Raw genomic sequence first — 24,517 nt, 5'->3', positions numbered from 1 at the left:
TCCAAGGCGCTCAACTAGGCCTCTTTGACAGCCTTTTCCCTGGTCAGAGCGGTCTCCCGGTTGAGGTAGTTGTAGATGGTGAAGCGCGAGACGCCCAGGGCGCCCGCCACCGTCTCCACTCCATGGCGCACGGAAAACGCACCGCGCGCTTCCAGGATCCGCACGACTTCCTGCTTCGCCTTGCGGTCCAGTCCGGACAGCGGCATCCCGTGCCGCCGCTCCATCGCCGCGAGGATGTGGTCCAGGGACTCCGACAGCCGCGGCAGCCGCACGGCGAGCACGTCCTCGCCCTCCCAGGCGAGGACGACGTCGTCCCCCTCAGCCTGCTCCGGCCCCAGCAGCTCGGCACCCACGGCGTCGACCAGCGGCTTCACCGCAGCGATCAGCGGATGCTCGGTCACTTCCCACCCCCCTGGAGGATCGCACCGTCGCCGGCCGCCCCCCGGCCGCCGCCGATGTCGCCTACGCCTTCGTCCTCGCCGATCACGTTGACCTGAAGCGAGACCCGGGTCGCCCCGGCCTCCAGGGATTCGCGCAGCAGTACGCCGACCGCGCTCAGCACCGCGTCGGCGCCCCCTTCCGCCGTATTGCCGAAGGGGCCGACATCCACCGCGTCCAGCGACGCGGACTGGATGACCTCACGAGCCACGACCGCGTGCGCCGGCGCCTCGTCGAGGTCGAACGGCTCGGTCGTGAACTCCACTCTCAAACGCACCATGCCCCCACGCTACGGCCCGCCCCGGCCCGGTGGCAGCCCTGGACCTGCGGGGACCTCTTGACAAGTGCGCCGCCCATCGAGAGCATTCCGGCAGACAGAAAGTTACTTCCGCAATACGGAAGGAGCGCCGCATCCTCATGGGATACCCGGACCAGCGCTTCGATGTGAACCTGTCGATCCTCTTCACGGAACTCCCGCTCCTGGAGCGCCCCGCGGCCGCCGCCGCGGCCGGCTTCACCGCGGTCGAGCTGTGGTGGCCCTGGATCGACACCCCCACCCCCGAGCAGGGCGAACTCGACGCCCTGAAGCAGGCGCTCGACGACGCCGGCACCCGGCTCGTGGGCCTCAACTTCTACGCGGGGCGGCTCCCCGGACCGGACCGCGGCGCGGTCTCCGTGCCCGGCGAGGAGTCGGACCGCTTCCGGGCGAACATCGACGTCGCCGCGGACTTCGCCGCCTCGGTGGGTTGTACGGCGCTCAACGCGCTCTACGGCAACCGCGTCGAGGGTGCGGACACGGCCGTCCAGGACGAACTGGCCCTGGAGAACCTGGTCCTGGCCGCCCGCGCGGCCCACCGGGTCGGCGCGATCCTGCTGATCGAGACCCTCAACCGGCCCGAGTCGCCGCTCTACCCGCTGGTGAGCGCGCCCGCCGCGATCGAGATCGTGGACCGGGTCGACGCGGCCACCGGACTCGGCAACGCCCGGTTCCTGCTCGACGTCTACCACCTGGCCATGAACGGCGAGGACGTCAGTGGCGTCATCGCCCGCTACGCGGACCGGACCGGGCACGTCCAGATCGCGGACATGCCGGGCCGCGGCGCCCCGGGCACCGGCGAACTCCCCCTGGAGCGGCTGCTCGACGAGCTGCGGGAGGCCGGCTACGACGGCTACGTGGGCCTGGAGTACAAGGCCGCCGACGCCGCCGCGTCCTTCGACTGGCTCCCCGTCGAGGCCCGCGCCGCGCGCTGACCCGGCCCCCTTCCCCGTACCCCCGCATCGAGAGGCACCCTCACCATGAGCACTCCCGCCGACTCCTCCCCGCCGGCCCGCCCCACGATCGCCTGGATCGGGCTCGGCATCATGGGCTCGCCCATGTCCGAGAACCTGCTCAAGGCCGGTTACCAGGTGACCGGTCACACCCTGGAGCAGGAGAAGCTGGACCGGCTGGCCGCCGCCGGCGGCACCGTGGCCGGCTCGATCGCCGAGGCCGTCCGGGACGCGGACGTCGTCATCACGATGGTGCCCGCCTCTCCGCAGGTGGAGGCGATCGCCTACGGCCCCGACGGCATCCTGGCGCACGCCAGGCCCGGCACCCTGCTGATCGACATGTCGTCGATCACCCCGCAGACCTCCGTCGACCTGGCGAAGAACGCCCGGGACAAGGGCGTCCGCGTCCTGGACGCCCCGGTCTCCGGCGGCGAGGCGGGGGCCGTCGAGGCCGTCCTGTCCATCATGGTGGGCGGCGAGCAGGCCGACTTCGACGCGGCGCTGCCGCTCTTCCAGGCGCTCGGCAAGACCATCGTCCTGTGCGGCCCGCACGGTTCCGGCCAGACGGTGAAGGCCGCCAACCAGCTCGTCGTCGCCGTCAACATCCAGGCGTGCGCCGAGGCCGTGGTCTTCCTGGAGAAGTCCGGCGTGGACCTCCGGGCCGCGCTCGACGTGCTGGGCGGCGGCCTGGCCGGCTCCACCGTGCTGGCCCGCAAGAAGGACAACTTCCTCGACCGGGACTTCCGGCCCGGCTTCCGGATCGACCTCCACCACAAGGACATGGGGATCGTCACCGACGCCGCCCGCACCGTCGGCGCGGCCCTGCCCGTGGGCGCCGTGGTCGCCCAGCTCGTCGCCTCCCTGCGCGCCCAGGGCGACGGGGGCCTGGACCACTCGGCCCTGCTGCGCGCCGTCGAGCGTCTCTCCGGCCCGCAAGCCTGACCCGGACCCCAGCGGTTCCGACCGGCCCTACCGACCCCAACCGGCCTGGTCGCGCCCGGACTTCCGGGCGGCGGTGGCGCTGACACTGTCCTGTCGCGCCCAGGCGCCGCCGCCGCTCGGAACACCACACTCCATTTTCAACAAACTGTTGACGACTTTCACGGTGCGTCCTTACGCTCCTCAGCACTCCCGCAGTCAGTGAAGTCAGCAACAGTGCAGCTCACGAAAGGTCGACCCGGCAAAATGTCGCAGCGCGTGCTTACGACCGAGTCCGGCGCCCCTGTCGCCGACAACCAGAACTCCGCCACCGCCGGTGTCGGTGGCCCGATCCTCCTCCAGGACCAGCACCTGCTGGAGAAGCTCGCGCGCTTCAACCGTGAGCGCATCCCGGAGCGCGTCGTCCACGCCCACGGCTCGGGCGCCTACGGCCACTTCGAGGTCACCGACGACGTGACGGCCCACACCCGGGCCGCCTTCCTCTCCGAGGTCGGCAAGAAGACGGAGCTCTTCCTGCGCTTCTCCACCGTGGCCGACTCGCTCGGCGGCGCGGACGCGGTCCGCGACCCGCGCGGCTTCGCCGTGAAGTTCTATACGGAGGAGGGCAATTACGACCTCGTCGGCAACAACACGCCCGTCTTCTTCATCCAGGACCCGATCAAGTTCCCGGACTTCATCCACTCCCAGAAGCGCGACCCGTTCACGGGCAAGCAGGAGGCGGACAACGTCTGGGACTTCTGGGCCCACTCCCCCGAGGCCACGCACCAGGTGACCTGGCTGTTCGGCGACCGCGGCATCCCCGCCTCGTACCGCCACATGAACGGCTACGGCTCGCACACCTACCAGTGGACCAACGAGGCGGGCGAGGCCTTCTTCGTGAAGTACCACTTCAAGACGAACCAGGGCGTCCGCTCCCTGTCCGCCGAGCAGGCCGCCGAACTCGCCGGCGCGGACCCGCACTCGCACCAGACCGACCTGCTGCAGTCCATCGAGCGCGGCGTGACGCCGTCCTGGACCCTCTACGTCCAGATCATGCCGGCGGCCGAGGCGGCGGACTACCGCTTCAACCCGTTCGACCTCACCAAGGTGTGGCCGCACGCCGACTACCCGCTCCAGCGGGTGGGCCGGCTGGTCCTGGACCGCAACCCGGATAACGTGTTCGCGGAGGTCGAGCAGGCCGCGTTCTCCCCGAACAACTTCGTCCCGGGCATCGGCCCGTCGCCGGACAAGATGCTCCAGGGCCGCCTCTTCGCCTACGCGGACGCCCACCGCTACCGCCTCGGCGTCAACCACACCCAGCTGCCGGTCAACGCCCCGAAGGCGGCCCCGGCCGACAACTACGGCCGCGACGGCTTCATGGCCACCCGCAACGGCTCGCGCCACGACAGGAACTACGAGCCCAACTCGTACTCCGGTCCGCGCCAGACCGACGCCCCGCTGTCCGCGCCGCTCGCGATCCACGGCTGGACCGGCACGCACGCGGCCCCGGAGCACGCCAAGGACGACCACTTCTTCCAGGCAGGCGAGCTCTACAGGCTGATGTCGGCGGCGGAGCAGGCCCGTCTCGTCTCCAACATCGCGGGCAGTCTGTCGCAGGTCTCCCGCGACGACGTCGTGGAGAAGTGCCTCGCCCACTTCGCCGCCGCCGACGCCGAGTACGGTCGGCGCGTCGAGGAGGCGGTCCACGCCCTGCGCGCCGACTGATCCTCCGATTCCCCGACCGCGTACGGACACTGACGGAGGGTCAGGGTCCGTACGCGGTCCGGAGCACCGGCCCGGATGAGGGGTGGCGGGCGCTCCGGACAGCGTGAGGGCCGCGGTGGCGCCGAGCCAGTGCGGTGGCCAGGGTCTCCGGCTCTTCTTCTTGACCTGAAAGAAGGGGAGTACGGGCGCCCGCCGGCATCGCCGCGGCCCGGGCGCTCCCCTTCCCGCACAGGAAGGGGCACGACTCCGCCCGGCGGTGCGCACGACCATCGTCGCGCCGGCCGCGCGCCGCCGGGCGGGCACCAGAGCGGCACCAGGGACACGATCCCCGGTGCCGCTCCCTCGCGTGTCCGTGAACCCCGGTCGCGGACCGCGGTGCGACTACGGGGCCTTCGCCGGTACGGGCTCCCGCTCCTCCGCCGCGGGCCGCCGCCCCGCGCGCCCGGCGAGCACGAGCATCACCGTGACCAGCAGCGAGCCGGCCGCGAGCAGGGTCATTCCCGTGGCGGGCGAGGTGAGTTGTGCGACCGAGCCCGCGAGGGCCGCGCTCAGCCCCTGGAGGGTGAGCATGCCCGAGGTGTGCAGGCCGAGCGCGTGGCCGCCGAGCTCGTCCGGGACGAGGGCGGTGAGCCGCTCCTGGTAGAGGAGGCTGGCGCTGTAGCCGACGGCGGACACGGCGACCGCGACGACCGCGACCGGCACCCCGGGCCGGAACGCGAAGAGCAGGTACGGAGCCGCGAGCAGGGCCTGGAGCGGGGCGGCGAGCCGGCCCCGCCGGCGCGCCGGGACGAAGCGTCCGACGGCGACGTCCCCCGCCAGCATGCCGAACGCGCCGCAGGCGAACAGGAGTCCGGCGTGTTCCGGGGAGTAGGGGACGAAGAGCGACTCGCAGCCGACGACGAGGCCGTTGGGCACCCACAGGGCGAGGTAGACGAGCCGCCGCGGCCTCGACGACCACAGCCGGGCGTTGGTCCGCCAGGTCTCGGCGGGCGAGGGCCGGCCGGTGGCGCGCGGGGCGCGGCGGGACAGGCCGGTCAGGGCCACCAGCGCGCCGAGGAGATAGAGTGCCGCGCCCGCGAGCAGGGTGCCGCGCGGCGAGAGCAGGGCGACCAGGGCCCCGCCGGTCGCGAAGCCGGCGATCTGGCTGATCCCGGTGGCCATGTTGAGCACGGAGCGGCCGATGAGGTAGCGCTCGCGCGGCAGGATCTCGTTGAGCAGCCCGTACCGCGCTCCCCCGCCGACGGAGCCGACGAGCCCTTGGAGGAAGAGGAGGGCGAAGGCCGCACCGACGGGCAGGCCGGGAAGTGCCTGGGCCGCGGTGCCGGCGGCGAAGACCAGGGCGACGCCGGTGAGTACGGCGCGCGGCGGCAGCCGGTCGGCGGCCGACAGGAGCGTGGTGGCGCCGACGAGCTGGGCGAGGCTCGGGCCGAACATCGCGAGGGCGGCGAGCAGCGGGGAGTCCGTGGCGCGGTAGACGAGCGTGGCGAGGCCGAGCCCGCTGAGGGTCTGGGCGGCGACGTGCGCGGAGCCGCTCAGGAAGAGCGGGGTGAACTCGGGGGCGCGGAAGAGATCGCGGTAGCGGGGCATGCGCCGGAGTCTGGGTGAACGGCGGAGCCGCTCGGTACTGTTTCGCGAGGCGGCGAAAGGTCGCGGTCCGGAGGGGACGGCGAGAGGCGGGGTACGCGGGCATGGGCTGGTGGCACATCGGTACGGATTCCCTGGCGGGCAGCCGTTTCGTCCTCTCGCCACTCGCGGAGACCATCGCGGCCCTGAAGACCCTGCACGCGGCCGCGGGCGGGCATCCGGGCGAACGCGCCTGGCTGGCCGCGCATCTGCCCGCCTACCGGGAGCGCCTGGCGGCCCGCCGGCCGGACGCGCTGCTCGTCCGGGCGGCGCTCGGTCCCACCTGGAACGCGGACTTCCTCACGCCGACCCCGTCCGGTGAGCGCGAGCAGTCCTTCGAGGAGGAGGTGGCTGCGGTACGGGACGCCGAACCCGCCGATGCCGTCCCCCAGTTGGAGGTGTCCATCGGCGGGACCGTGCCGGAGCCACTGCGCTCGGCCCCCGACCTTCCGCACCGGATGGCCGAGGTCCTGGAGTGGGTGTGGCGGGAGACCGTACGCCCCGACTGGCCGCGCCGGCGCCGCGTCCTGGAGGCCGACGTCACGGCCCGGACCGCGCTGCTCGGCCGGGGCGGCTGGGCGGCGGCGCTCGACGCGCTGTGCCCGGGGAGGCTGCGCTGGCTCGGCGACGGCCGCCTCCAGGTCAACTCCCGTGACCTGCCACCGCGTTCGGTGGGCGGAGGCCGGCTGCTCTTCGTGCCCGTGACGTTCACCAAGGGCTGGGTGTCCTGGGAGGGTTCCGAGCGGTACGCGGTGGTGTACCCGTGCGCGGGCGCCCTCGCGGACGTGTCGGCGGCGGGGGCGCCCGAGGCACTGGCGGCCTTGCTCGGACGCGGGCGGGCGGGAGTCCTCGTTCGCCTCGGAACCCCCACGTCCACCAGCCAGTTGGTGGCGCTGACCGGGCAGGGACTCGGGTCGGTGGGGCGCCATCTGAAGGTGCTGCTCGACGCCGGTCTGGTACGGCGGCGCCGGGCGGGCCGCTCGGTCCTGTACGACCGGACCGAGGCCGGCACCGTGCTCGTCCGGGCGGCGTCGGCGGAGGCCTGACGGGCGGGCCCCCGCACACCGGGCCCGCCCGTCAGGCTCGTGAGACCCGCCCCGCGGGCTGGACCCGCGCTCAGGCCCGGGCGGCCTGGAGGGGCTTGATCGCGGTGGGCGCGTGGCCCGGCTCGGTGGCCGGCTCCTCGAACTCGGTGATGTCGCCGACGTCGGCCGTCCGGCTCATCGCGATGTCTGTGACCCGCTCCAGGATCGCCTCGACGACGACCGGGACCCGGAACTCGACGGCCCACTTCCGCGCCCGCTCCAGCGCCTCGCCCAGCAGCGCCGGGTCCTCGACGCGGATCGCCTTGACGCCCAGCCCCTCGGCGACCTTGACGTGGTCGACGCCGTAGACGCCGATCTCCGGGGTGTTGATGTTCTCGAACTCCAGGTTGACCTCGAAGTTGATGCCGAGCCCCGCCTGCGCCTGCCGGATGAGGCCCAGGTAGGCGTTGTTCACCAGGACATGGACGTAGGGGACCCGGTGCTGGGCGGCGACCGCCAGCTCCTCGATCATGAACTGGAAGTCGTAGTCGCCGGAGAGCGCGACGACCGGGGTGTCCGGGTCGGCGGTGGCGGCGCCGATCGCGGCCGGGATGGTCCAGCCGAGCGGGCCCGCCTGGCCGCAGTTGATCCAGTGGCGCGGCTTGTAGACGTGCAGGAACTGCGCGGCCGCGATCTGGGAGAGGCCGATGGTGGTGACGTAGCGGGTCTCGGGGCCGAACGCCTTGTTCATCTCCTCGTACACGCGCTGCGGCTTGATCGGGACGTCGTCGAAGTGGGTCCGGCGCTGGAGGGTGGCCTTGCGCTCCTGCGCGGCGGCGGCCCAGGCGGAGAAGTCCGGCAGCCGGCCGGCGGCCTTCAGCTCCTTGGCGACCTCGACGAAGAGGGCGAGGGCGGCCCCGGCGTCGGAGGCGATGCCGAAGTCGGGCGCGAAGATCCTGCCGAGCTGGGTGGGTTCGACGTCGACGTGGACGAACGTACGGCCCTGGGTGTAGGCGTCCAGGTTGTAGCCGGTGTGGCGGTTGGCCCAGCGGTTGCCGATGCCGAGGACGAAGTCCGACTCCAGGAAGGTCGCGTTGCCGTAGCGGTGCGCGGTCTGGACGCCCACCATGCCGGCGCTCAGCGGGTGGTCGTCCGGGATGGTGCCCCAGCCCATGAGGGTGGGGATGACCGGGACGCCGGTGAGTTCGGCGAACTCGACGAGCAGGTCACAGGCGTCGGCGTTGATGACGCCGCCGCCGGCGACGATCAGCGGGCGCTCGGCCGCGAGCAGGAAGCCGAGGGCCTTCTCGGCCTGGGCGCGGGTGGCCGCGGGCTTGTGGACCGGCAGCGGCTCGTACGTCTCCGGGTCGAACTCGATCTCGGTGAGCTGGACGTCGATGGGCAGGTCGACGAGGACCGGTCCGGGGCGGCCGGACCGCATCAGGTGGAAGGCCTGCTGGAGGACGCCGGGGACCTGGGCGGCCTCCAGGACGGTGGTGGCGGCCTTGGTGACCGGGCCGGCGATCCGCGCGATGTCGACGGCCTGGAAGTCCTCCTTGTGGAGCTTGGCGACCGGGGCCTGGCCGGTGACGCAGAGGATCGGGATCGAGTCGGCGATGGCCGAGTACAGACCGGTGATCATGTCGGTGCCGGCCGGGCCCGACGTACCGACGCAGACCCCGATGTTGCCGGCCTTGGCGCGGGTGTAGCCCTCCGCCATGTGCGACGCGCCCTCGACGTGCCGGGCGAGGGTGTGGCCGATCCCGCCGACGTTCCGGAGCTCGCGGTAGAAGGGGTTGATCGCCGCGCCGGGCACGCCGAACGCGTGGGTGACGCCTTCGCGCTTGAGGATCTCAACGGCAGCTGCGGCGGCGGTCATACGAGGCATGGGAGTGCTCCTGCTCCAGCGGGGACAATTCCGTAATGCGGAAGTACTGTTCTGCTATACGGAAGCAATGTAGGTGGCGTGTCGAAAAGGCGTCAAGAGACGGCCCACACGTTCCCCGCGGACCCTCCCGGAACCGCCGGACCCGCGCCGAAGGCCGCGCGATGGCCGAACTCCCTCCCCCGAAGTCCCCGATTGGTGGACGATGGGAGCGCACGACGCGAAGGGGGTTCGGAGTGGGTGACTCGGTCCAGGTGCGCTGTCCGGAATGCCTTCGCACGGTGCGGTACGCGGCTCCCGCCTTCCCCTGCGTGTGCGGCGCCCCGGTCGCGCCCGCGCTGATCGGGGGCACCACGGCCGCGACGATCACCCACCGCACCTGGTCGGACGAATGGGTCACCGTGCGCTGCGCGCTGTGCTCCCGCACCTCCGACTGGCCGCACCCGGAGGTCGGCTGCCCGTGCGGGGCGGTGCTGCGGGTGCCGGTCCAGGGCGCGGCGGAACCGGGGGCGTGCGAGGCGGAGCCGTCGGCCCCCGGGCCATACGGGCACGGGGCGGAGGCCCCTGGCGCCTGTACGCCAGACATGTTCGAGCCAGGTGTGATCGAGCCGGGTGCGATCGAGCCGGGCAGACGCGAGCCGCGCGGGTTCGAGCCGGACGCCTTCGAGTACGGGGCGTACGGGCCGGGCGCGGCGGGCCCGGACGGAACGGGCCCCGACGGCCCTCGCCCGGAAGGCTTCGGTCCGGAAGGATCCACCACCCCCGCCGATCCCACGACGGAAGCCCCCGGAACCGGCCCGTCCGCGTCCGCCGCCACCTCCGCCGGCCCGTCCGCCGGCCCCGAGACCCACACCGCCGACGGCCTCGTCCCCTTCCACCGCCGCCATCCCTCCCCGCTGCCGCCGCACCCCGGCGACCGGACCGGCGGCTGCGGCGCCGCCTCCGGCTCGCGCGCGGTGTTCCGGCCGGTGACGATCCGGACCGCGCGGGACGCGGTCGCCGCCTCCGCCGGGTATCTGCACTGGCTCGGCTTCCGCCAGGTCGTCCAGCCCGAGGAGCGCGCGACCACGGCCGTGGACCTGCGCGGCCCGGGACTCGTCGCGCAGGTGGACCCGAGCACCCGCCCGACCGGGCTGCGCGCCGTCGAATGCCTGTGGCTCAACGGGCTCAGCCACTCGGCCGTGAGCGTCTGCTTCTCCCTGGCCGGCTACACGCCGGAGGCGCACGAGCGTGCCGAGGGCCTCGGCATCCCGCTCTTCGTCCTCGACCTCACGGGCACCCCGCAGCCCGTCAACACCCACGCCGGGGAACTCGTCTCCACCGGCGCCCCGTGACCGTCCCCGGCGTGCCCGCCACCCCACCGGCCACGGGTCCGAACCCCCGTACCTCCCCGAGGATTTCGGCCAACCGCACGTGACGACCGGCCCTCCCCCGGGCACAACACAGTCGGGGGGTGAACACCATGACGACGGGGATGTGGTGGTTCCTTGGCGCGGCACTCGGTCAACTGGTCCTGGCGGCCCTGCTCTTGCGTACCCGCAGCCCGGAGCGGCCGGAGCTGCCACCGGAGGCGCTGGCGATGCTGCGCGGCGGTCCCCGCGCGGCCGTGACCGTGGCCCTGGTCGCCCTGTATCAGCGGGGCGCGGTGGCGGCGGGCCGGCGGGGGACGATTCGCGCCAACGGCGGGACGGGCCGCACCCGTGATCCGCTCCAGCTCGGCGTCCACCGCTCGCTGCACCGGGCCCTCGCCCTGCGGGTGCTCGCGACCCGCCCGAAGGCCCGGCAGGCGCTCGACGCGCTGAGCACCGACCTCGGCAGAACGGGGCTGCTGCGCCCGCCGGGCCGGCTGCGCACGGCACGGATCCTGCTGGCCTGCGTGCCGGTCACGGTCGGCGCGGGCCTGATCACGTCGATGCCCCGCGACGGCGCCGCGGGGGTGGCGTTCGTGCTCGGCGCGCTGCCAGTGGTGGCGGCCGTCGCGCTGCTCTGCGTACCGCCGACGACCCGGGCCGCGCGCCGGCTGCTGAGCGCGCTGCGCGCCCGCCACCCGCTGCCCGCGCACCGCCGCGAGGTGCCCGACGCCCGGGACGTGCTGCTGTACGTGGCGCTGTACGGCGATCCGGCGCTCACCCTGTTCCTGCCGCACTTCTCCCGCGACGGCGGGCTGCTGCGGCGCCGGGGCGGGGACGAGGACGGGTACGGCGCCGGGCGCGGCTGGAGCCCGGACAACGGCCCCACCTGCACCGGCGGCACGCCGGAATGAGGGCGCCCCGCGCGGCAGGCCATACTGACGTATGCGCATCCGAGCGGCCGAAGCGGCCGAACTGCCCGTCCTCCAGGACATCGAACGCGCCGCCGGCGAGGCCTTCCGCCCCCTCGGCATGGCCGCCATCGCCGATGACGACCCGCTGCCGCTGGACGTTCTGGAGGGCTACCGCGACGACGGCCGGGCCTGGGTGGCGGTGGACGGCGCCGACCGGCCCGTCGCCTATCTGCTCACGGACACCGTGGACGGCGCCGCCCACATCGAGCAGGTGTCGGTGCACCCGGACGCCGCCCGGCGGGGCGTCGGCCGGGCGCTGATCGAGCATCTCGCGGACGCCGCCCGCGCGCGGGGCCTGACGGCGCTGACGCTGACGACCTTCGCCGAGGTCCCGTGGAACGCCCCGTACTACGCCCGGCTCGGCTTCCGCCGCGTCGGCGAGGGCGATCCCGCGCTCACCGACGGGCTGAGGGCGATCAGCCAGGCCGAGGCGGCGCACGGCCTGGCCACCTGGCCCCGGGTCTGCATGCGCCGCGAGATCGCGGCGGCACGGACGGAAGCGGCACCCGAGGCCATGTCGCGCGCGGGCCGGATCACCCCTCCCCGTACCGCGCCCGCAATTCCACCTTCCGCACCTTCCCGCTGACCGTCATCGGGAACTCCGGCAGGATCTCCAGGCGCCGCGGGATCTTGTAGTGGGCGAGGCGGTCCCGGCAGAACTCCGTGATGTCCTCCAGCGTGGGCGGATCGGCCGGGTCACGCGGGATCACGCAGGCCAGGATCTCCTCGCCGTACCGCTCGTCGGCCACCCCGACGACCTGCACGTCGGCGATCTTGGCGTGCCCGTACAGGAACTCCTCGATCTCGCGCGGGTACACGTTCTCCCCGCCCCGGATGATCATGTCCTTGATCCGGCCGACGATCCGGACGTAGCCGTCCTCGCGCATCACGGCGAGGTCCCCGGTGTGCATCCAGCGGCCCTCGTCGATCGCCTCCGCCGTCTTCGCCGGCTCGTCCCAGTAGCCGAGCATCACGCTGTAGCCGCGGGTGCACAGCTCGCCCGCCGTGCCGCGCGGGACGGTGAGGCCGGTGGCGGGGTCGACCATCTTCACCTCGATGTGCGGCATGACCCGCCCGACGGTGCCGGTACGCCGTTCCAGGTCGTCGTCCCGGCGGGTCTGGGTGGAGACCGGCGAGGTCTCCGTCATGCCGTAACAGATCGACACCTCGGCCATGTTCATCTCGGCGACGACCCGCTTCATCACCTCCACCGGGCATGGCGAACCCGCCATGATGCCGGTGCGCAGCGTGGACAGGTCGTACGAGGCGAAGTCGGGCAGGTTCAGTTCGGCGATGAACATCGTCGGCACGCCGTAGAGCGAGGTGCAGCGCTCGTCCTGGACGGCGCGCAGGGTCGCGGCCGGGTCGAAGGAGGGGGCCGGGATGACCATGCAGGCGCCGTGTGACGTGATCGCGAGATTTCCCATCACCATGCCGAAACAGTGGTAAAAGGGCACGGGCAGACAGACCCGGTCCTGCTCGCTGTAGGCGACCATCTCGCCCACGAAATAACCGTTGTTGAGGATGTTGTGGTGGGAGAGGGTGGCACCCTTCGGGAAGCCGGTCGTCCCCGAGGTGTACTGGATGTTGACCGGTTCGTCGCAGGACAGTTCCTCCGGCCGGACGCCCTCCGGGGCGCGGCGGGCGAGGAGTTCGTCCCAGCTCGGATCGCCGAAGTAGACGGACTCGCGCAACTCCGGGCAGGCGGACCGGACTTGCTCGACCATGGCCCGGTAGTCGCTGGTCTTGTGGGAGAGCGAGGCGAACAGCAGCGAGATGTCCGCCTGCCGCAGCACGTACTCCAGCTCGTGGGCGCGGTAGGCCGGATTGATGTTGACCATGACGGCGCCGAGACGGGCCGTGGCGTACTGCACCAGGACCCACTCGGCGCAGTTGACGGCCCAGATGCCGACCCGGTCGCCCTTCCGTACGCCGCTGCCGAGCAGCGCGTCGGCCAGCCGGTCGACGTCGGCGCCGAACGCGGCGTACGTCCAGCGGCGCCCGGAGGCCACGTCGACCAGGGCCTCGCGCTCGGGCCAGGCGGCGACGGCGCGGTCCAGGTTGGCGGCGATGGTGTCGCCGAGCAGGGGCGTCTCGGACACCCCGTGCGCGTACGACACCGGTACGGGCTCCTCTATGGTCATCGGACGTCCCCCTCCGCGTACTCGGTGCCGGTGGTCCCCTCCGCCGTCAGCTTGCGCAGCTCGACCCGGCGGATCTTGCCGGAGACCGTCTTGGGCAGGTCGGCGAACTCGATCCGGCGGATCCGCTTGTACGGCGCGAGGACCTCACGGGAGTGCGCGAAGAGCGCCTTGGCCGTCTCGGGTCCCGGCTCCCAGCCGGCCGCGAGGACGACGTACGCCTTGGGAACGGCGAGCCGCAGCGGGTCGGGCGCGGGCACGACGGCGGCCTCGGCGACGGCCTCGTGCTCCAGGAGCGCGCTCTCCAGCTCGAACGGCGAGATCTTGTAGTCGCTCGCCTTGAACACGTCGTCCGCGCGCCCGATGTAGGTGATGTAGCCGTCGGCGTCGCGGGCGCCGATGTCGCCGGTGCGGTAGTAGCCGCCGGCCATGGCCTCGGCCGTACGCTCCGGGTCGCCGTGGTAGCCGGCCATCAGGCCCACCGGGCCGGCGGCCAGGTCCAGGCAGATCTCGCCCTCCTCGACGTCGGCCCGGCCGCTGACCGGGTCGACCAGGGTGACCCGGTAGCCGGGGCTGGGCCGCCCCATCGAGCCCTCCTTGAGCAGCTGGCCGGGGCTGTTGGAGACCTGCACGGCGGTCTCGGTCTGGCCGAAGCCGTCCCGGATCGTGCGCCCCCAGGCGCGCCGCACCGTCTCGATGACCTCGGGGTTCAGCGGCTCGCCGGCCGCGACGACCTCGCGCGGCGGGGTGGTGAGCTGGGCGAGGTCGGCCTGGATCAGCATGCGCCAGACGGTCGGCGGGGCGCAGAAGCTGGTGACGCCGTGCCGGGACATCTCGGCCATCAGCCGGGCCGGGTCGAAGCGCTGGTAGTTGTGGATGAAGACGGTCGCCTCGGCGTTCCAGGGGGCGAAGAGGTTGGACCAGGCGTGCTTGGCCCAGCCGGGCGAGGAGATGTTGAGGTGCACGTCGCCGGGCTTGAGGCCGATCCAGAACATGGTGGCGAGGTGGCCGACGGGGTACGAGGTGTGGGTGTGCTCCACGAGCTTGGGGCGCGAGGTGGTGCCCGAGGTGAAGTAGAGCACCAGGGTGTCGTCGGCGAGGGTGTCGCCGTCCGGCGCGAAGTCCGCGGCCGCGCCGTACGCCTCCTCGTAGCGCAGCCAGCCCTCCTCCGCGTCCTTCAGGCCGACCGCGATCCGGGTGTAGTCGCCGGGCACGTCGGCGAACTTGGCGGTGTCCTCGGCGCGCACCAGGACGTGCCGGGCCTCGCCGCGGTCCACCCGGTCGCGCAGGTCGGCGGGGCCGAGCAGCGGCGTGGCGGGGATGACGACGGCGCGCAGCTTCATCGCGGCGAGCATGGTCTCCCACAGCTCGGCCTGGTTGCCGAGCATGACGATCATCCGGTCGCCGGCCGCGACGCCCTGGGCGCGCAGCCAGTTCGCGACCCGGTTCGAGCGCTCGGACATCTCGGCGAACGTCACCTTCGTCTCGGTGCCGTCCTCCTCCACGATGTGCAGGGCGGTCCGGTCGTTGCCCGCGGCGATGACGTCGAACCACTCGAGCGCCCAGTTGAACCGGTCGGGCCGGGGCCAGGCGAAGCCCGCGTACGCCGTGGCGTAGTCCTCGCGGTGCTCCAGCAGGAAGTCACGGGCGGCCCGGAACCTCTCCGTCGCCTCCGTGGGCTCCGCCGCGCTCGTTGCCGTCATGTGTCCTCCTCGTTGCCGGACCGATCCCGGACATCGTGTAATCAGTGACCCAGGTCTCACTACCCCCGTTCGGGGGTAGTCCGGCGGCCGGCCCGGACACGGCCGGCCGGGGAGGAGGAGCGCACTGTGCCCGAGCAGGTCGAATCGGTGGAGCTGCGCGCCGCTCTGCTGCGGATGCGCCGCGCCACGGGCCTCCAGGTGGTGTTCGGCGGGCTGCTGCACGACGGCCGCGCGATGCGGATCGCGGAGCTGAGCGGGGCGGTGACGCCGGCGCTGCGCGGGCTGACCATCTCGACCGGCTCCGGTCTGGGCGGGAAGTGCCTGGCGCTGTCGCGGCCGTGCGCGGTCACGGACTACGCCTCCGCCCGGCACATCACCCACGAGTACGACCGGCCGGTCCTGGCGGAGGGCCTGCGGTCGGTGATGGCGGTGCCCCTCGTCGTACGCCGGGAGGTGCGCGGGGTCCTGTACGGCGCGCTGCGCGACGCCCTGCCGATCGGCGAGCGGGTCCTCGACGCGGCGGTGGCGGCGGCCCGGGACGTGGAGCAGTCGCTGGCCGTACGGGACGAGGCGCGGCGGCTGGCGGCGGAGCGCGAGGAGATGCGGCTCGCGTACGGGGAGCTGCGCGAGCTGGCGCCGAAGGTGGCCGACCCGGAGCTGCGCGCGCGGCTGTGGGCGGTGTGCGGCCGGCTCGAATCCGCCTCGGGCGCCCGGCCGGGCAGCGGCGGGCCGGACGGCGAGGTCCCGGCGGTGGTCCTCACCCCGCGCGAGACGGACGTCCTGGCGGCGGTCGCGGCGGGGGCGACGAACGCGGCGGCGGCCAAGCGGCTCGGTCTCAGCCCGGAGACGGTGAAGGGCTATCTGCGCTCGGCGATGCGCAAGCTGGGCGCCCACACCCGCCTTGAGGCGGTGGTGGCGGCGCGGCGCGCGGGAGCTCTGCCCTGAAGCAGGGGAAAGCGTGACCGCCATCCGGGGCTGAACATTCCGCTTCCTCCTCGACCTGCACGTTCACCCGACAAGCAGACCGGCGTCACTTGTCTGTGCGCAATCTCGCTCGTTCGGGTGGACTCATCGGCGTGGCGTTGCGGTAGGTGTCTTCGACTCAAGATCCTTCCTTCCTTGACAGTTTTTCTCCGGAGGAAGGGTTCGGGCCGTGACGTACGAGGGCGTGGTGTTCACCACCCCGTGGCCGCTGCGGAGCAATCCGCATCTGGAACAGGCGCGCGAACGCGCGATCGACTGGATGCGGGCCTTCGGCCTGCTTCAGGGCGAGAGCGCGGTCGACGACTTCGTCGCATGGCGGCTCGCGGAGGTGGCCGGCTTCTTCTACCCGCACGCCGACGCCGACGACGCCGCCACCGCCGCACAGATGATGGGCTGGTACTTCCTCCCCTTCGACGACCAGCTCGACGGGGAACTGGGCCGTGACCCACGCCGCGTCGCGGCCGTCTGCGGCGCGCTCATCGACACCGTGCACGGCCTCCCCGGCGGGGAGCACCACCCCGCGCCCACCGTACGGGCCTTCGCCGACCTGTGGCCCCGGATGACGCACGGCATGTCCGCCGCGCTGCGCACCCGCGTCTCGTACCACTGGAGCGCGTACTTCTCCTCGCAGCTCACCGAGGCGATCGACCGCACCGACGGCCGCGTCCACGCCGACCTCGACGCGTACTTCCCGCTGCGCGCCGCCACCACCTGCGCCTTCGGGCAGAACGACCTGGGCGAGCACTGGGGCGGCACCGAGGTCGCCCCGGCCGTCTGGCACGACCCCGTGCTGCACCGGATGCGCCGGCTCGGGGCCGATCTCGTCGCGTTACGGAACGACTCGATGTCCCTGCGGCACGAGGACGTCACCGGCGGACACAACGCCATCCACCTCATCGAGCGCACCCGTGACTGCACCCGGCGCGAGGCCATGGCGTACGGCTCCCGGCTCGCCCAGCGCAAGGTCGACGAGCTGGTCGAGCTGGAGGCGACGGACCTGCGGCGGCTCGCCGACGCCCTCGAACCCGGCCAGCGGGACGCGGTGCTCGGGTACGCGGAGATCATCCACGACTGGATCTGCGGCGACTACGAATGGGAGGGGATCTCCGCCCGGCACCACGAGCACCGCGTGCTGCCCGACTGGGCGAATGACCTGCTGGTCGGGGCGGAGAGCTGAACACCGACATGGCGACGACAACCGACACCACCACGGCCCTCGCCCCCGAGGGCACCGCGGCCCCCGTCCCGAAGGCCCCCGGCGCCCTGCCGCTCCTGGGCCATCTGCGGCAGCTGCTCACCGACCCCATCCGCTTCCTCACCTCCCTGCCCGCGCACGGCGACCTGGTGGAGATCCGGCTCGGACCACGCCGTACGTACGTGGTCTGCGCCCCCGAACTGGTCGGCCCGGTCCTGCTCACCGGACGCCACGACTTCGACAAGGGCGGCCCCTTCTTCGAGAACATCGCCGTCTTCTTCGGCGACGGCCTCGCCACCTGCCCGCACGCCAAGCACACCCGGCTCCGGCGCCTCACCCAGCCCGCCTTCCACCCGCGCAAGCTGGTGGACTACGCGGAGCTGGCGGGCCGGGAGATCGAGGCGGTCACGGCGGCGTGGCGGGAGGGCGAGGTCCTCGACGTGTACCGCGTGATGCAGGAACTGGCGCTGCGGATCACCGTCTCGACCATGTTCGCCTCCTGGTTCACCGGCGAGGACGCGGCGGACGGAGCTTCGGCGAACGGCCGCACCGCGGCCGAGGACCGGATCGCGGACACCCTGCGCGACGTGGACACGCTGGTCGGCGGCGCCTTCGTACGGATGGTCGCCCCCGGCATCCGGCACGTGCCGCTGCTGCCCACCAACCGCCGCTACGAGGAGGCGCGCCGCGCGCTGTACGAGCGGATCGACGCCACCATCGCCGCGTACCGGCGTGACGGCCGCGACCGCGGCGACCTGCTGTCGATGCTCCTCACCCCGGACGAGGAGGGCGCGGCCCTCACCGACACCGAGGTGCGGGAACAGGTGATGACGATGTTCATCGCGGGCATCGGCACCACGGCGTCCATGCTGGCCTGGACCCTGCACCATCTCGCCGGCCACCCGGACCTGGACGAGGCGGTCGCCGCCGAGGCGCGGGCCGTCTGCGGCGGGGCCACCGCGCGCCACGCGCATCTGCCCCGGCTCACCACGCTGGCCGACATCGTCACCGAGAGCTTCCGGATCACCCCGGCGGCCTGGCTGTTCAGCCGGACCACGGTCCACGACACCGAACTGGGCGGCCATCGCATCCCGGCCGGCTCGGACATCCTGATCAGCCCGTACATCCTGCACCACCGCCCCGACCTGTTCCCCGACCCGGAGCGGTTCGCCCCGGAGCGGTGGAGCGGAGACGCGCAGAGCTGGGTGAAGGCCGAACGGGCCCTCGCGATGATCCCGTTCGGCACCGGCTTCCGTAAATGCGTCGGCCGGGACTTCTCCGTCAACAACATCACCCTGGCGCTGGCCTCGATGCTCGCCGAGTGGAAGCTCGCCCCGGCGGACGCGACCCCGGTGACGATCAGCGGACGCAGCATCATCGAGCCGCGCGGCCTGCGGCTGCGGCTGCACCGCCGGCCCGCCGCCGGACCGGATGCCGCGTCCGCCCGTACCGGCCGCGTGGACGAGGCGGAGCCGGCCGTGGCCGAGGAGGTCCGATGAGCGCCGTCCCGGACGCCCCGCCGGGCGTGGCCCGGCCTCCGCGCACCACCCCGGACGACGCCGTCGTCCCCACCGCGCCGGGCGCCCTCCCGCTGCTCGGACACGCGCTGCCGCTGCTGCGCGACCCCGTCGGCCTGCTGCAGTCGGTCCGCGCCCACGGCGACATCGTCCGGGTCCGGATCGGCCCCGCGCAGGTGTACGTGCTCAACTCCCCCGAGCTCGTACGGCAGGTGCTCGCCGCCGACGTGGAGAGCTACCGCAAGGGCACCTTCCACGAGAAGTTCCGCCCCTACCAGGGGGACAACCTCTTCACCATCGACGGGCCCGACCACCGGCGCCGCCGCCGGATCGTCCAGCCCGCCTTCCACCGGGACCGGCTGAAGACGTACGCGGAGGTCATGCGGGAGGTCGCCGTCACCCGCTGCGCGAGCTGGACCGAGGGGCGGCCGATCGACGTCGGCGCCGAAATGTACGCGCTCACCAGCGAGGTCGTGGCGCGCGTGCTGTTCGGCGGCGAAATCGGGAGCGACCGGATCGGCCGGATCCAGCGCTGGCTGCCGGTGTTCGTCCGGGGCATGGGCCGCAAGGTCATCCTGCCGGCGGGCTGGCTCGACCGGCTGCCGATCCCGGCCAACCGGCGCTTCGACGCGGCGCAGCACGGTCTGCGCGCGCTGGTCGACGAGCTGGTGAGGGAGCAGCGGGCGGACCGGGGTCCGGCAGGAGAGGGCGGAAAGGAGCGGGACGATCTGCTGTCCCTGCTCATCGGCTCGCCGGACCCCGAGAGCGGCCGGCCGCTGAGTGACACGCAGCTGCGCGACGAGACCATGACCTTCATGACGGCGGGCATCGAGACGGTGGCCACCACGCTCACCTGGCTGCACCACGAACTCGCCGTCCACCCCGAGGTGCGCACCCGGCTGCTCGAGGAGGTCGACACCGCCCTCGGCGGGCGCCCGGCCGGCTTCGACGACCTGCCGTCGCTCCCGTACACCCGCAGCGTCGTCCGCGAGACGCTGCGGCTGCACAGTCCGGCGTGGATCCTCATGCGCCGGCCGACCGCCCCGGTCACGCTCGGGACGGCGCGGGTGCCCGCCGGGGCCGAGCTGGTGTTCAGCCCGGCCACCCTGCACCGGGACCCGGCGATCTATCCACGGCCCGCCGAGTTCCGGCCCGGCCGCGAGCACGACGAACCCGCCGGCGATCCGCAGGGCGCGCGGCGCCCGCCGTATCTGCCCTTCAGCACCGGCCCGTACAAATGCGTCGGCGACCACTTCGCCCTCACCCAGCTCGCCCTCACCGTGGCGACCCTCGCCCAGCGGTGGCGGCTGGAATCCGCCTCCGCCCGCGCGCCCCGTGAAGTCGCCGGCGCCGCCCTCTCCCCGGACCGCGTGGTGATGACCCCGCGGCGCCGGGCTCACCAGGCCGTCTGACCCCCGCTCCACCCCGCCGCCCCGGCAGAGGCCCACGGACCCGCCCGAAATCCGGAATCCCGGATTCAGATCGGGACATGAGAAAGACCTCGAAAGCAAAGGAACACCAAGTGCTCGGACAGGTACAGAAGTCCAACATCGACCGGGTCTTCGACACTCTCGACATCACCCGTGACGGGGTCCTCGGCGCGGACGACTTCCGGACCATGGCGCAGCGGATGGTCGCACTGCGCGAACACATGGAGCCGCGCCTGCTCGCCGAGATCCAGGGGACCTTCGCGGCGTGGTGGGAGACCATCCGCCAGGCCGCGGACGTCGAAGGCAACGGCCATATCAGTCGGGAGGAGTTCACCGCGGCGGCGGCCCGCGGTCTCGACCAGGACCCGGAGTACGTCGACAAGATGATCCGCGTTTCGGAGGTCACCTTCCGCGCGGCCGACGAGGAGGGAGACGGCCTGCTCACCCGCTCGCAGGTGGAGCGGATCTACCAGGCGTTCGGTGTCGACGAGGCGCTCAGCGCCGAGACCTTCCGCCGTATCGACCTCAACGGCGACGGGACCGTCAGCATCGAGGAGTTCGTGAGCGCCGCGCGCGACGTCTGGACCAGCAACGACCCGAAGGCGCCCGGAGCGGCCATGTTCGGCTCGGTCGCCTGACGCGAACGCGTCGGCTTCTACGCGGCGGCCCCGGCACCTCGTGTGCCGGGGCCGCCGCCCTTGTGCGGGGGCCGGGGGTCAGACGTGGAGTTCCGGCGGGAAGCCGGTCCAGCGCAGTTCGGCGGGGAGGTGGCCGGTGTCGTTGAACAGGAGGACCGCCGGGGCCCGGCCGGGCGCGTAGCGGATGACGGTCAGAGCCGCGTTGGCGTGGTTGATGCCCAGCCAGCGCCAGCGCGGCGCGTCGAGGGCGGCCCGGACGAGCCAGCCGACCAGGAAGTTGTGGGTGACCACCAGCTCGTGGCGCGGTGCGTCCCCGGCGACGGGTCCGGTGAACGCGGCGAGCGCCGCCGCCGCGAGCCGGGGCCCCCGCTCGCACTCCTCGGCCGTGAACTGCGCGAGGAAGCCCATCAGGCCGTCGGCCGCCTCCGGCGGCAGCTCGTCGCGGGGCGGCAGGTACGGGACGTAGTCGCCGGCCGTCTCGGAGCACCGCAGGGGGACACCGTCGAGCTCCTCGCCGATCAGGCGGGCGGTCTGCTCGGCACGGGCGAGCGGCCCGTGGTGGACCGCGGTCAGCGGGACCCCGCGCAGCCGCTCCCCGAGCAGGGCCGCCTGCCGGCGGCCCGCCTCCGTCAGCGCGCTCTCGTCCGGCGTCGCCTCGCCGTGGCGGGTGAGATAGAGGGAGCGGGCGGCCGTACGGGGCATGGGCGGGTCCTTCGGCGGCGTCGGTCAGGGGAACGGACGAAGGCACGACGGGCTCGGGCGGACCGGTTCCGCCGGCCTGCGTCAGGCCGGTGAGTCGGGGAGATCGGCGGGCTCGGCGGGGCCGACGGGGCCGACGGGGTCGACGGGGCCGACGGGGTCGACGGGGTCAGCATGGACGGGAACATGTGGACGGTGGGCGATCCGACGGGCCTCGGCGATGACTTCGTCGTCGATCCCCGCCTCCGGCCTTTCGTCCCACTCGGCCATCCGGTACCTGTCCTCCAGTTCGGTGAGCCGCCGGGCCAGGGGCAGCCGGTGGCCGCCGAGGAGGTGGACTCGGAACGCCGGCTCGTTGGGCGTGAGGGCGCCGGCCAGCGTCCGGCGGGCGACGAGCGCGTCGCAGGCGGCGTCGACGACGTCGCCGGAGGTGACCTCCCCCACGCTCCAGAGAGCGGCCTGGTCCTGAAGGGCGGTCGCTGCCGATGTGACCAGGTTCATGCGGCCATGATCAGGGGGGCCGGAGGGCCTGGTCGAGGCGTTTTCCCGCGCCCGCCTGGGCGACGCTTCCGTGCTGTCCCACCGCTCCGGTGAAGGGTGCCGGGAATACGAAAGGCGAGCAGGTGTGCTCCACCTCTCGCCATGTTCAACGTATAGCACGAGGGGGGCCTTGCCACAAGGCCCCCTTCATGCCGCAGAATCGCACGCCGAGGCCCGACCTGCGGATTACGGGAGTTTCATCCTTGCCTGCCACCAGTTCGACCAGTTCCTTTCGTCCTTTCGCTCTGTCCGACCAGCTGTCCCCCAAGGCCGACCCGGCGCTGATCGCCGACGACGAGCGCCACTTCGCGGCCGTCGCGTCCTGCCTGGACGAGACCGTCGCCGGGGTGTCCGACCAGCTCGACATCCTGCGCAAGGCACCCGGCGGGGCCGGACGGGAGGCTCTGGAGCGCGACCAGGAGATCCACCGGCTGTCCGCGCGGCTGCGCACCCTGCGCCGCTTCGGGCTCGATCTGTGCCTGGGCCGGATGGTCGCCGAGGACGGCTCCGACCCCGTGTACGTGGGACGGATCGGGCTCACCGACAGCACCGGCCGCCGGCTGCTGCTCGACTGGCGTGCCCCGGCCGCCGAGCCGTTCTTCGCCGCGACCCACGCCCGGCCCATGGGCCTGGCCAGCCGCCGCCGGTACCGCTGGAGCGACGGCCGGGTCGGCGACTACTGGGACGAGGTGTTCACCGCCGACGGGCTCGACGGGCATGCCGCGCTCGACGACCAGTCCGCGTTCATCGCGAGCCTCGGCGGCAACCGCTCGGAGCGGATGCGGGACGTGCTCGCCACCATCCAGGCCGACCAGGACGCGATCATCCGGGCGGGCTCGCGCGGCCCGCTGGTGGTGGACGGCGGCCCCGGTACGGGCAAGACCGTCGTCGCCCTGCACCGCTCGGCGTACCTCCTGCACGCCGACCCGCGGCTCGGGCAGCGGCGCGGCGGCGTGCTGTTCGTCGGTCCGCACCAGCCGTATCTCTCGTACGTCTCCGATGTCCTGCCCAGTCTGGGCGAGGACGGGGTGCGGACCTGCACGGTGCGGGACCTCGTCGCCGAGGGCACGGGGGCGGTGCCCGAGCCGGACCCGGAGGTGGCGCGGCTGAAGTCGTCCATGGACCTGGTGCGCGCGATCGAGAAGGGCGTCCGCTTCTACGAGGAGCCGCCGGTCGACGACATGACGGTCACCACCCCGTGGGGAGCGGTGACGCTGAGCGCCTGGGAGTGGGCCGAGGCGTTCGACGCGCCCGACCCCGGTACGCCGCACAACGACGCCCGGGGCCGGATCTGGGACGAGCTGGTGGCGATCCTGCGGGACAAGCTGGAGGCCCAGACCGCCGGGCGCGCGTACGACGGCCGGGGCGAGGAGGAGGACGAGGAGGCGATTCCGGAGCGGCTGCTGCGCCGGGCGCTGCTGCACGACAAGGAACTGGTCGGCACGCTCGACCGGTCCTGGCCGCTGCTGGAGGCGGCCGATCTGGTCGGCGACCTGTGGTCCGTACCCGCGTATCTGCGGATGTGCGCGCCCTGGCTCGCGCCGGAGGAGGTCCGCGCGCTCCAGCGTGCCGAGCCCCAGGCGTGGACCGTGTCCGACCTGCCGTTCCTCGACGCGGCCCGGCAGCGGCTCGGTGATCCCAAGGCGTCCCGGCGGCAGCGTCAGCGCGAGGCGGAGGCCGCCGCCGAGCGCGCCCGCATGGCCCGGGTCATCGAGGACATCGTGCGGGCCGACCCCGACGGCGAGGGGGCGGTGACCATGCTGCACGGCCAGGACCTCCAGACGACCCTGATCGACGAGGCGGCGCTGACGGGCGAACGGCGGGATCCGCTGGACGGGCCGTTCGGGCACATCGTGGTGGACGAGGCGCAGGAACTCACCGACGCGGAGTGGCGGATGCTGATGCGGCGCTGCCCGTCCCGCAGCTTCACCATCGTCGGCGACCGCGCGCAGGCCCGGGAGGGCTTCACCGAGTCGTGGCGGGAGCGGCTGGAGCGGGTCGGCTTCGACCGGATCGAGCAGACCTCGCTGAGCATCAACTACCGCACCCCGGAAGAGGTGATGGCCGAGGCCGAGCCGGTCATCCGGGCGGCGCTGCCGGACGCGAACGTGCCGACGTCGGTGCGCGGTTCGGGAATTCCGGTGGGCCGCGGCCGGGTGGCGGAGCTGGAGTCGGTGCTCGACGGCTGGCTGGCGGAGCACGCCGAGGGCGTCGCCTGTGTGATCGGGGCTCCCGCGTTCCGCGAGCGGCCGCGGGTCCGCTCGCTGAGCCCGCGGCTGGCGAAGGGCCTGGAGTTCGACCTGGTCGTCATCGTCGAGCCGGAACGATTCGGCACGGGCGTGGCGGGCGCGGTCGACCGGTATGTGGCGATGACCCGGGCCACGCGGCAGCTGGTCGTGCTGACCGACGACTGCTGAGGTATCGCCGGCGTACGGCTGCCCCGCACCGTGCTTCGGTGCGGGGC

Annotated in this window: 21 protein-coding genes; 13 read left to right on the top strand and 8 right to left on the bottom strand. The window is 73.0% G+C overall.

Going from position 1 to position 24,517, the window contains the following annotated elements; all coding sequences use genetic code 11:
* Positions 1-14 precede the first annotated feature (14 nt).
* Positions 15-401 (bottom strand): helix-turn-helix domain-containing protein, encoded by a 387-nt coding sequence (locus tag ABZ693_RS25905; protein ID WP_359881708.1) that lies wholly within the window; start codon positions 399-401, stop codon positions 15-17.
* Positions 398-715, bottom strand: a complete 318-nt coding sequence (locus ABZ693_RS25900; protein WP_359881784.1) for a YkoF family thiamine-binding protein — start codon at positions 713-715, stop codon at positions 398-400. Before ABZ693_RS25900 ends, ABZ693_RS25905 begins: the two co-directional genes overlap by 4 nt.
* A 140-nt stretch (positions 716-855) precedes the next feature.
* On the opposite strand from ABZ693_RS25900, the gene ABZ693_RS25895 reads away from it, so the two are divergent.
* The 3 genes from ABZ693_RS25895 (at position 856) to ABZ693_RS25885 (ending at position 4,350) form a co-directional block, all read left to right on the top strand.
* Positions 856-1,689 (top strand): TIM barrel protein, encoded by an 834-nt coding sequence (locus ABZ693_RS25895; protein ID WP_359881706.1) that lies wholly within the window; start codon positions 856-858, stop codon positions 1,687-1,689.
* Positions 1,690-1,734: 45 nt separating this feature from the next.
* Positions 1,735-2,649 (top strand): 2-hydroxy-3-oxopropionate reductase, encoded by a 915-nt coding sequence (locus tag ABZ693_RS25890; RefSeq protein ID WP_359881704.1) that lies wholly within the window; start codon positions 1,735-1,737, stop codon positions 2,647-2,649.
* A 243-nt stretch (positions 2,650-2,892) separates the two neighbouring features.
* A complete protein-coding gene (locus tag ABZ693_RS25885; protein ID WP_359881701.1) occupies positions 2,893-4,350 on the top strand; it encodes a catalase in 1,458 nt (485 codons plus the stop codon).
* 381 nt (positions 4,351-4,731) lie between these two features.
* On the opposite strand, the gene ABZ693_RS25880 is transcribed toward ABZ693_RS25885, so the two are convergent.
* Positions 4,732-5,937 carry an MFS transporter gene (locus ABZ693_RS25880; RefSeq protein WP_359881698.1) on the bottom strand — a complete coding sequence of 402 codons (1,206 nt, stop codon included), beginning with the start codon at positions 5,935-5,937 and terminating at the stop codon, positions 4,732-4,734.
* A 101-nt stretch (positions 5,938-6,038) separates the two neighbouring features.
* Between ABZ693_RS25880 and ABZ693_RS25875 the strand changes: the two genes are divergently transcribed.
* Positions 6,039-7,019: a transcriptional regulator gene (locus tag ABZ693_RS25875; protein ID WP_359881695.1), complete on the top strand. Its 981-nt coding sequence runs from the start codon at positions 6,039-6,041 to the stop codon at positions 7,017-7,019.
* Between the two features lie 70 nt (positions 7,020-7,089).
* Here ABZ693_RS25875 and gcl read toward each other — a convergent pair whose 3' ends face one another.
* Positions 7,090-8,886 carry a glyoxylate carboligase gene (gene gcl, locus ABZ693_RS25870; RefSeq protein WP_359881693.1) on the bottom strand — a complete coding sequence of 599 codons (1,797 nt, stop codon included), beginning with the start codon at positions 8,884-8,886 and terminating at the stop codon, positions 7,090-7,092.
* A 233-nt stretch (positions 8,887-9,119) separates the two neighbouring features.
* Here gcl and ABZ693_RS36185 point away from each other — a divergent pair, with 233 nt between their 5' ends.
* The 3 genes from ABZ693_RS36185 (at position 9,120) to ABZ693_RS25855 (ending at position 11,792) form a co-directional block, all read left to right on the top strand.
* Positions 9,120-10,217 carry a hypothetical protein gene (locus ABZ693_RS36185; protein WP_435842539.1) on the top strand — a complete coding sequence of 366 codons (1,098 nt, stop codon included), beginning with the start codon at positions 9,120-9,122 and terminating at the stop codon, positions 10,215-10,217.
* Positions 10,218-10,345: 128 nt separating this feature from the next.
* On the top strand, positions 10,346-11,146 hold the full coding sequence (locus tag ABZ693_RS25860) for a TIGR04222 domain-containing membrane protein (protein WP_359881782.1): 801 nt from the start codon (positions 10,346-10,348) through the stop codon (positions 11,144-11,146).
* A 31-nt stretch (positions 11,147-11,177) separates the two neighbouring features.
* Positions 11,178-11,792, top strand: coding sequence for a GNAT family N-acetyltransferase (locus ABZ693_RS25855; RefSeq protein ID WP_359881691.1), 615 nt, complete (start codon positions 11,178-11,180; stop codon positions 11,790-11,792).
* Here ABZ693_RS25855 and ABZ693_RS25850 read toward each other — a convergent pair.
* Positions 11,740-13,350: an AMP-binding protein gene (locus ABZ693_RS25850; RefSeq protein ID WP_359881689.1), complete on the bottom strand. Its 1,611-nt coding sequence runs from the start codon at positions 13,348-13,350 to the stop codon at positions 11,740-11,742. The two genes, ABZ693_RS25855 and ABZ693_RS25850, sit on opposite strands and share 53 nt — an antisense overlap.
* Entirely contained in the window at positions 13,347-15,050 is a 1,704-nt protein-coding gene (locus tag ABZ693_RS25845; RefSeq protein WP_359881686.1) for an AMP-binding protein, read from the bottom strand. The genes ABZ693_RS25850 and ABZ693_RS25845 overlap by 4 nt, the downstream gene beginning before the upstream one ends.
* 126 nt (positions 15,051-15,176) lie before the next feature.
* Between ABZ693_RS25845 and ABZ693_RS25840 the strand changes: the two genes are divergently transcribed.
* The 5 genes from ABZ693_RS25840 (at position 15,177) to ABZ693_RS25820 (ending at position 20,814) form a co-directional block, all read left to right on the top strand.
* Positions 15,177-15,995, top strand: a complete 819-nt coding sequence (locus tag ABZ693_RS25840) for a LuxR C-terminal-related transcriptional regulator (RefSeq protein WP_359881684.1) — start codon at positions 15,177-15,179, stop codon at positions 15,993-15,995.
* Positions 15,996-16,203: 208 nt separating this feature from the next.
* Positions 16,204-17,211: a terpene synthase family protein gene (locus tag ABZ693_RS25835; RefSeq protein WP_359881682.1), complete on the top strand. Its 1,008-nt coding sequence runs from the start codon at positions 16,204-16,206 to the stop codon at positions 17,209-17,211.
* An 8-nt stretch (positions 17,212-17,219) separates the two neighbouring features.
* Positions 17,220-18,728 carry a cytochrome P450 gene (locus ABZ693_RS25830; RefSeq protein ID WP_359881679.1) on the top strand — a complete coding sequence of 503 codons (1,509 nt, stop codon included), beginning with the start codon at positions 17,220-17,222 and terminating at the stop codon, positions 18,726-18,728.
* Positions 18,725-20,158, top strand: a complete 1,434-nt coding sequence (locus ABZ693_RS25825) for a cytochrome P450 (protein WP_359881676.1) — start codon at positions 18,725-18,727, stop codon at positions 20,156-20,158. The genes ABZ693_RS25830 and ABZ693_RS25825 overlap by 4 nt, the downstream gene beginning before the upstream one ends.
* 77 nt (positions 20,159-20,235) lie before the next feature.
* The gene (locus ABZ693_RS25820) at positions 20,236-20,814 is read left to right on the top strand and encodes an EF-hand domain-containing protein (protein ID WP_359881674.1); all 579 of its coding nucleotides are present in this window, start codon (positions 20,236-20,238) and stop codon (positions 20,812-20,814) included.
* A 78-nt stretch (positions 20,815-20,892) separates the two neighbouring features.
* On the opposite strand, the gene ABZ693_RS25815 is transcribed toward ABZ693_RS25820, so the two are convergent.
* Both ABZ693_RS25815 and ABZ693_RS25810 read right to left on the bottom strand, forming a co-directional pair.
* Positions 20,893-21,516 carry a histidine phosphatase family protein gene (locus tag ABZ693_RS25815; protein ID WP_359881671.1) on the bottom strand — a complete coding sequence of 208 codons (624 nt, stop codon included), beginning with the start codon at positions 21,514-21,516 and terminating at the stop codon, positions 20,893-20,895.
* Positions 21,517-21,597: 81 nt separating this feature from the next.
* Positions 21,598-22,014, bottom strand: a complete 417-nt coding sequence (locus tag ABZ693_RS25810; RefSeq protein WP_359881668.1) for a hypothetical protein — start codon at positions 22,012-22,014, stop codon at positions 21,598-21,600.
* Positions 22,015-22,256: 242 nt separating this feature from the next.
* Here ABZ693_RS25810 and helR point away from each other — a divergent pair, with 242 nt between their 5' ends.
* Positions 22,257-24,470, top strand: coding sequence for an RNA polymerase recycling motor ATPase HelR (gene helR, locus ABZ693_RS25805; protein ID WP_435842538.1), 2,214 nt, complete (start codon positions 22,257-22,259; stop codon positions 24,468-24,470).
* Positions 24,471-24,517 lie beyond the last annotated feature (47 nt).

Source organism: Streptomyces laurentii (assembly GCF_040635425.1).
In the GTDB taxonomy this organism is placed as follows: Bacteria; Actinomycetota; Actinomycetes; order Streptomycetales; family Streptomycetaceae; genus Streptomyces; species Streptomyces laurentii.
The sequence above is the reverse complement of the archived record's forward strand: the minus strand, read 5'-3'. Positions and strand labels throughout refer to the sequence as shown.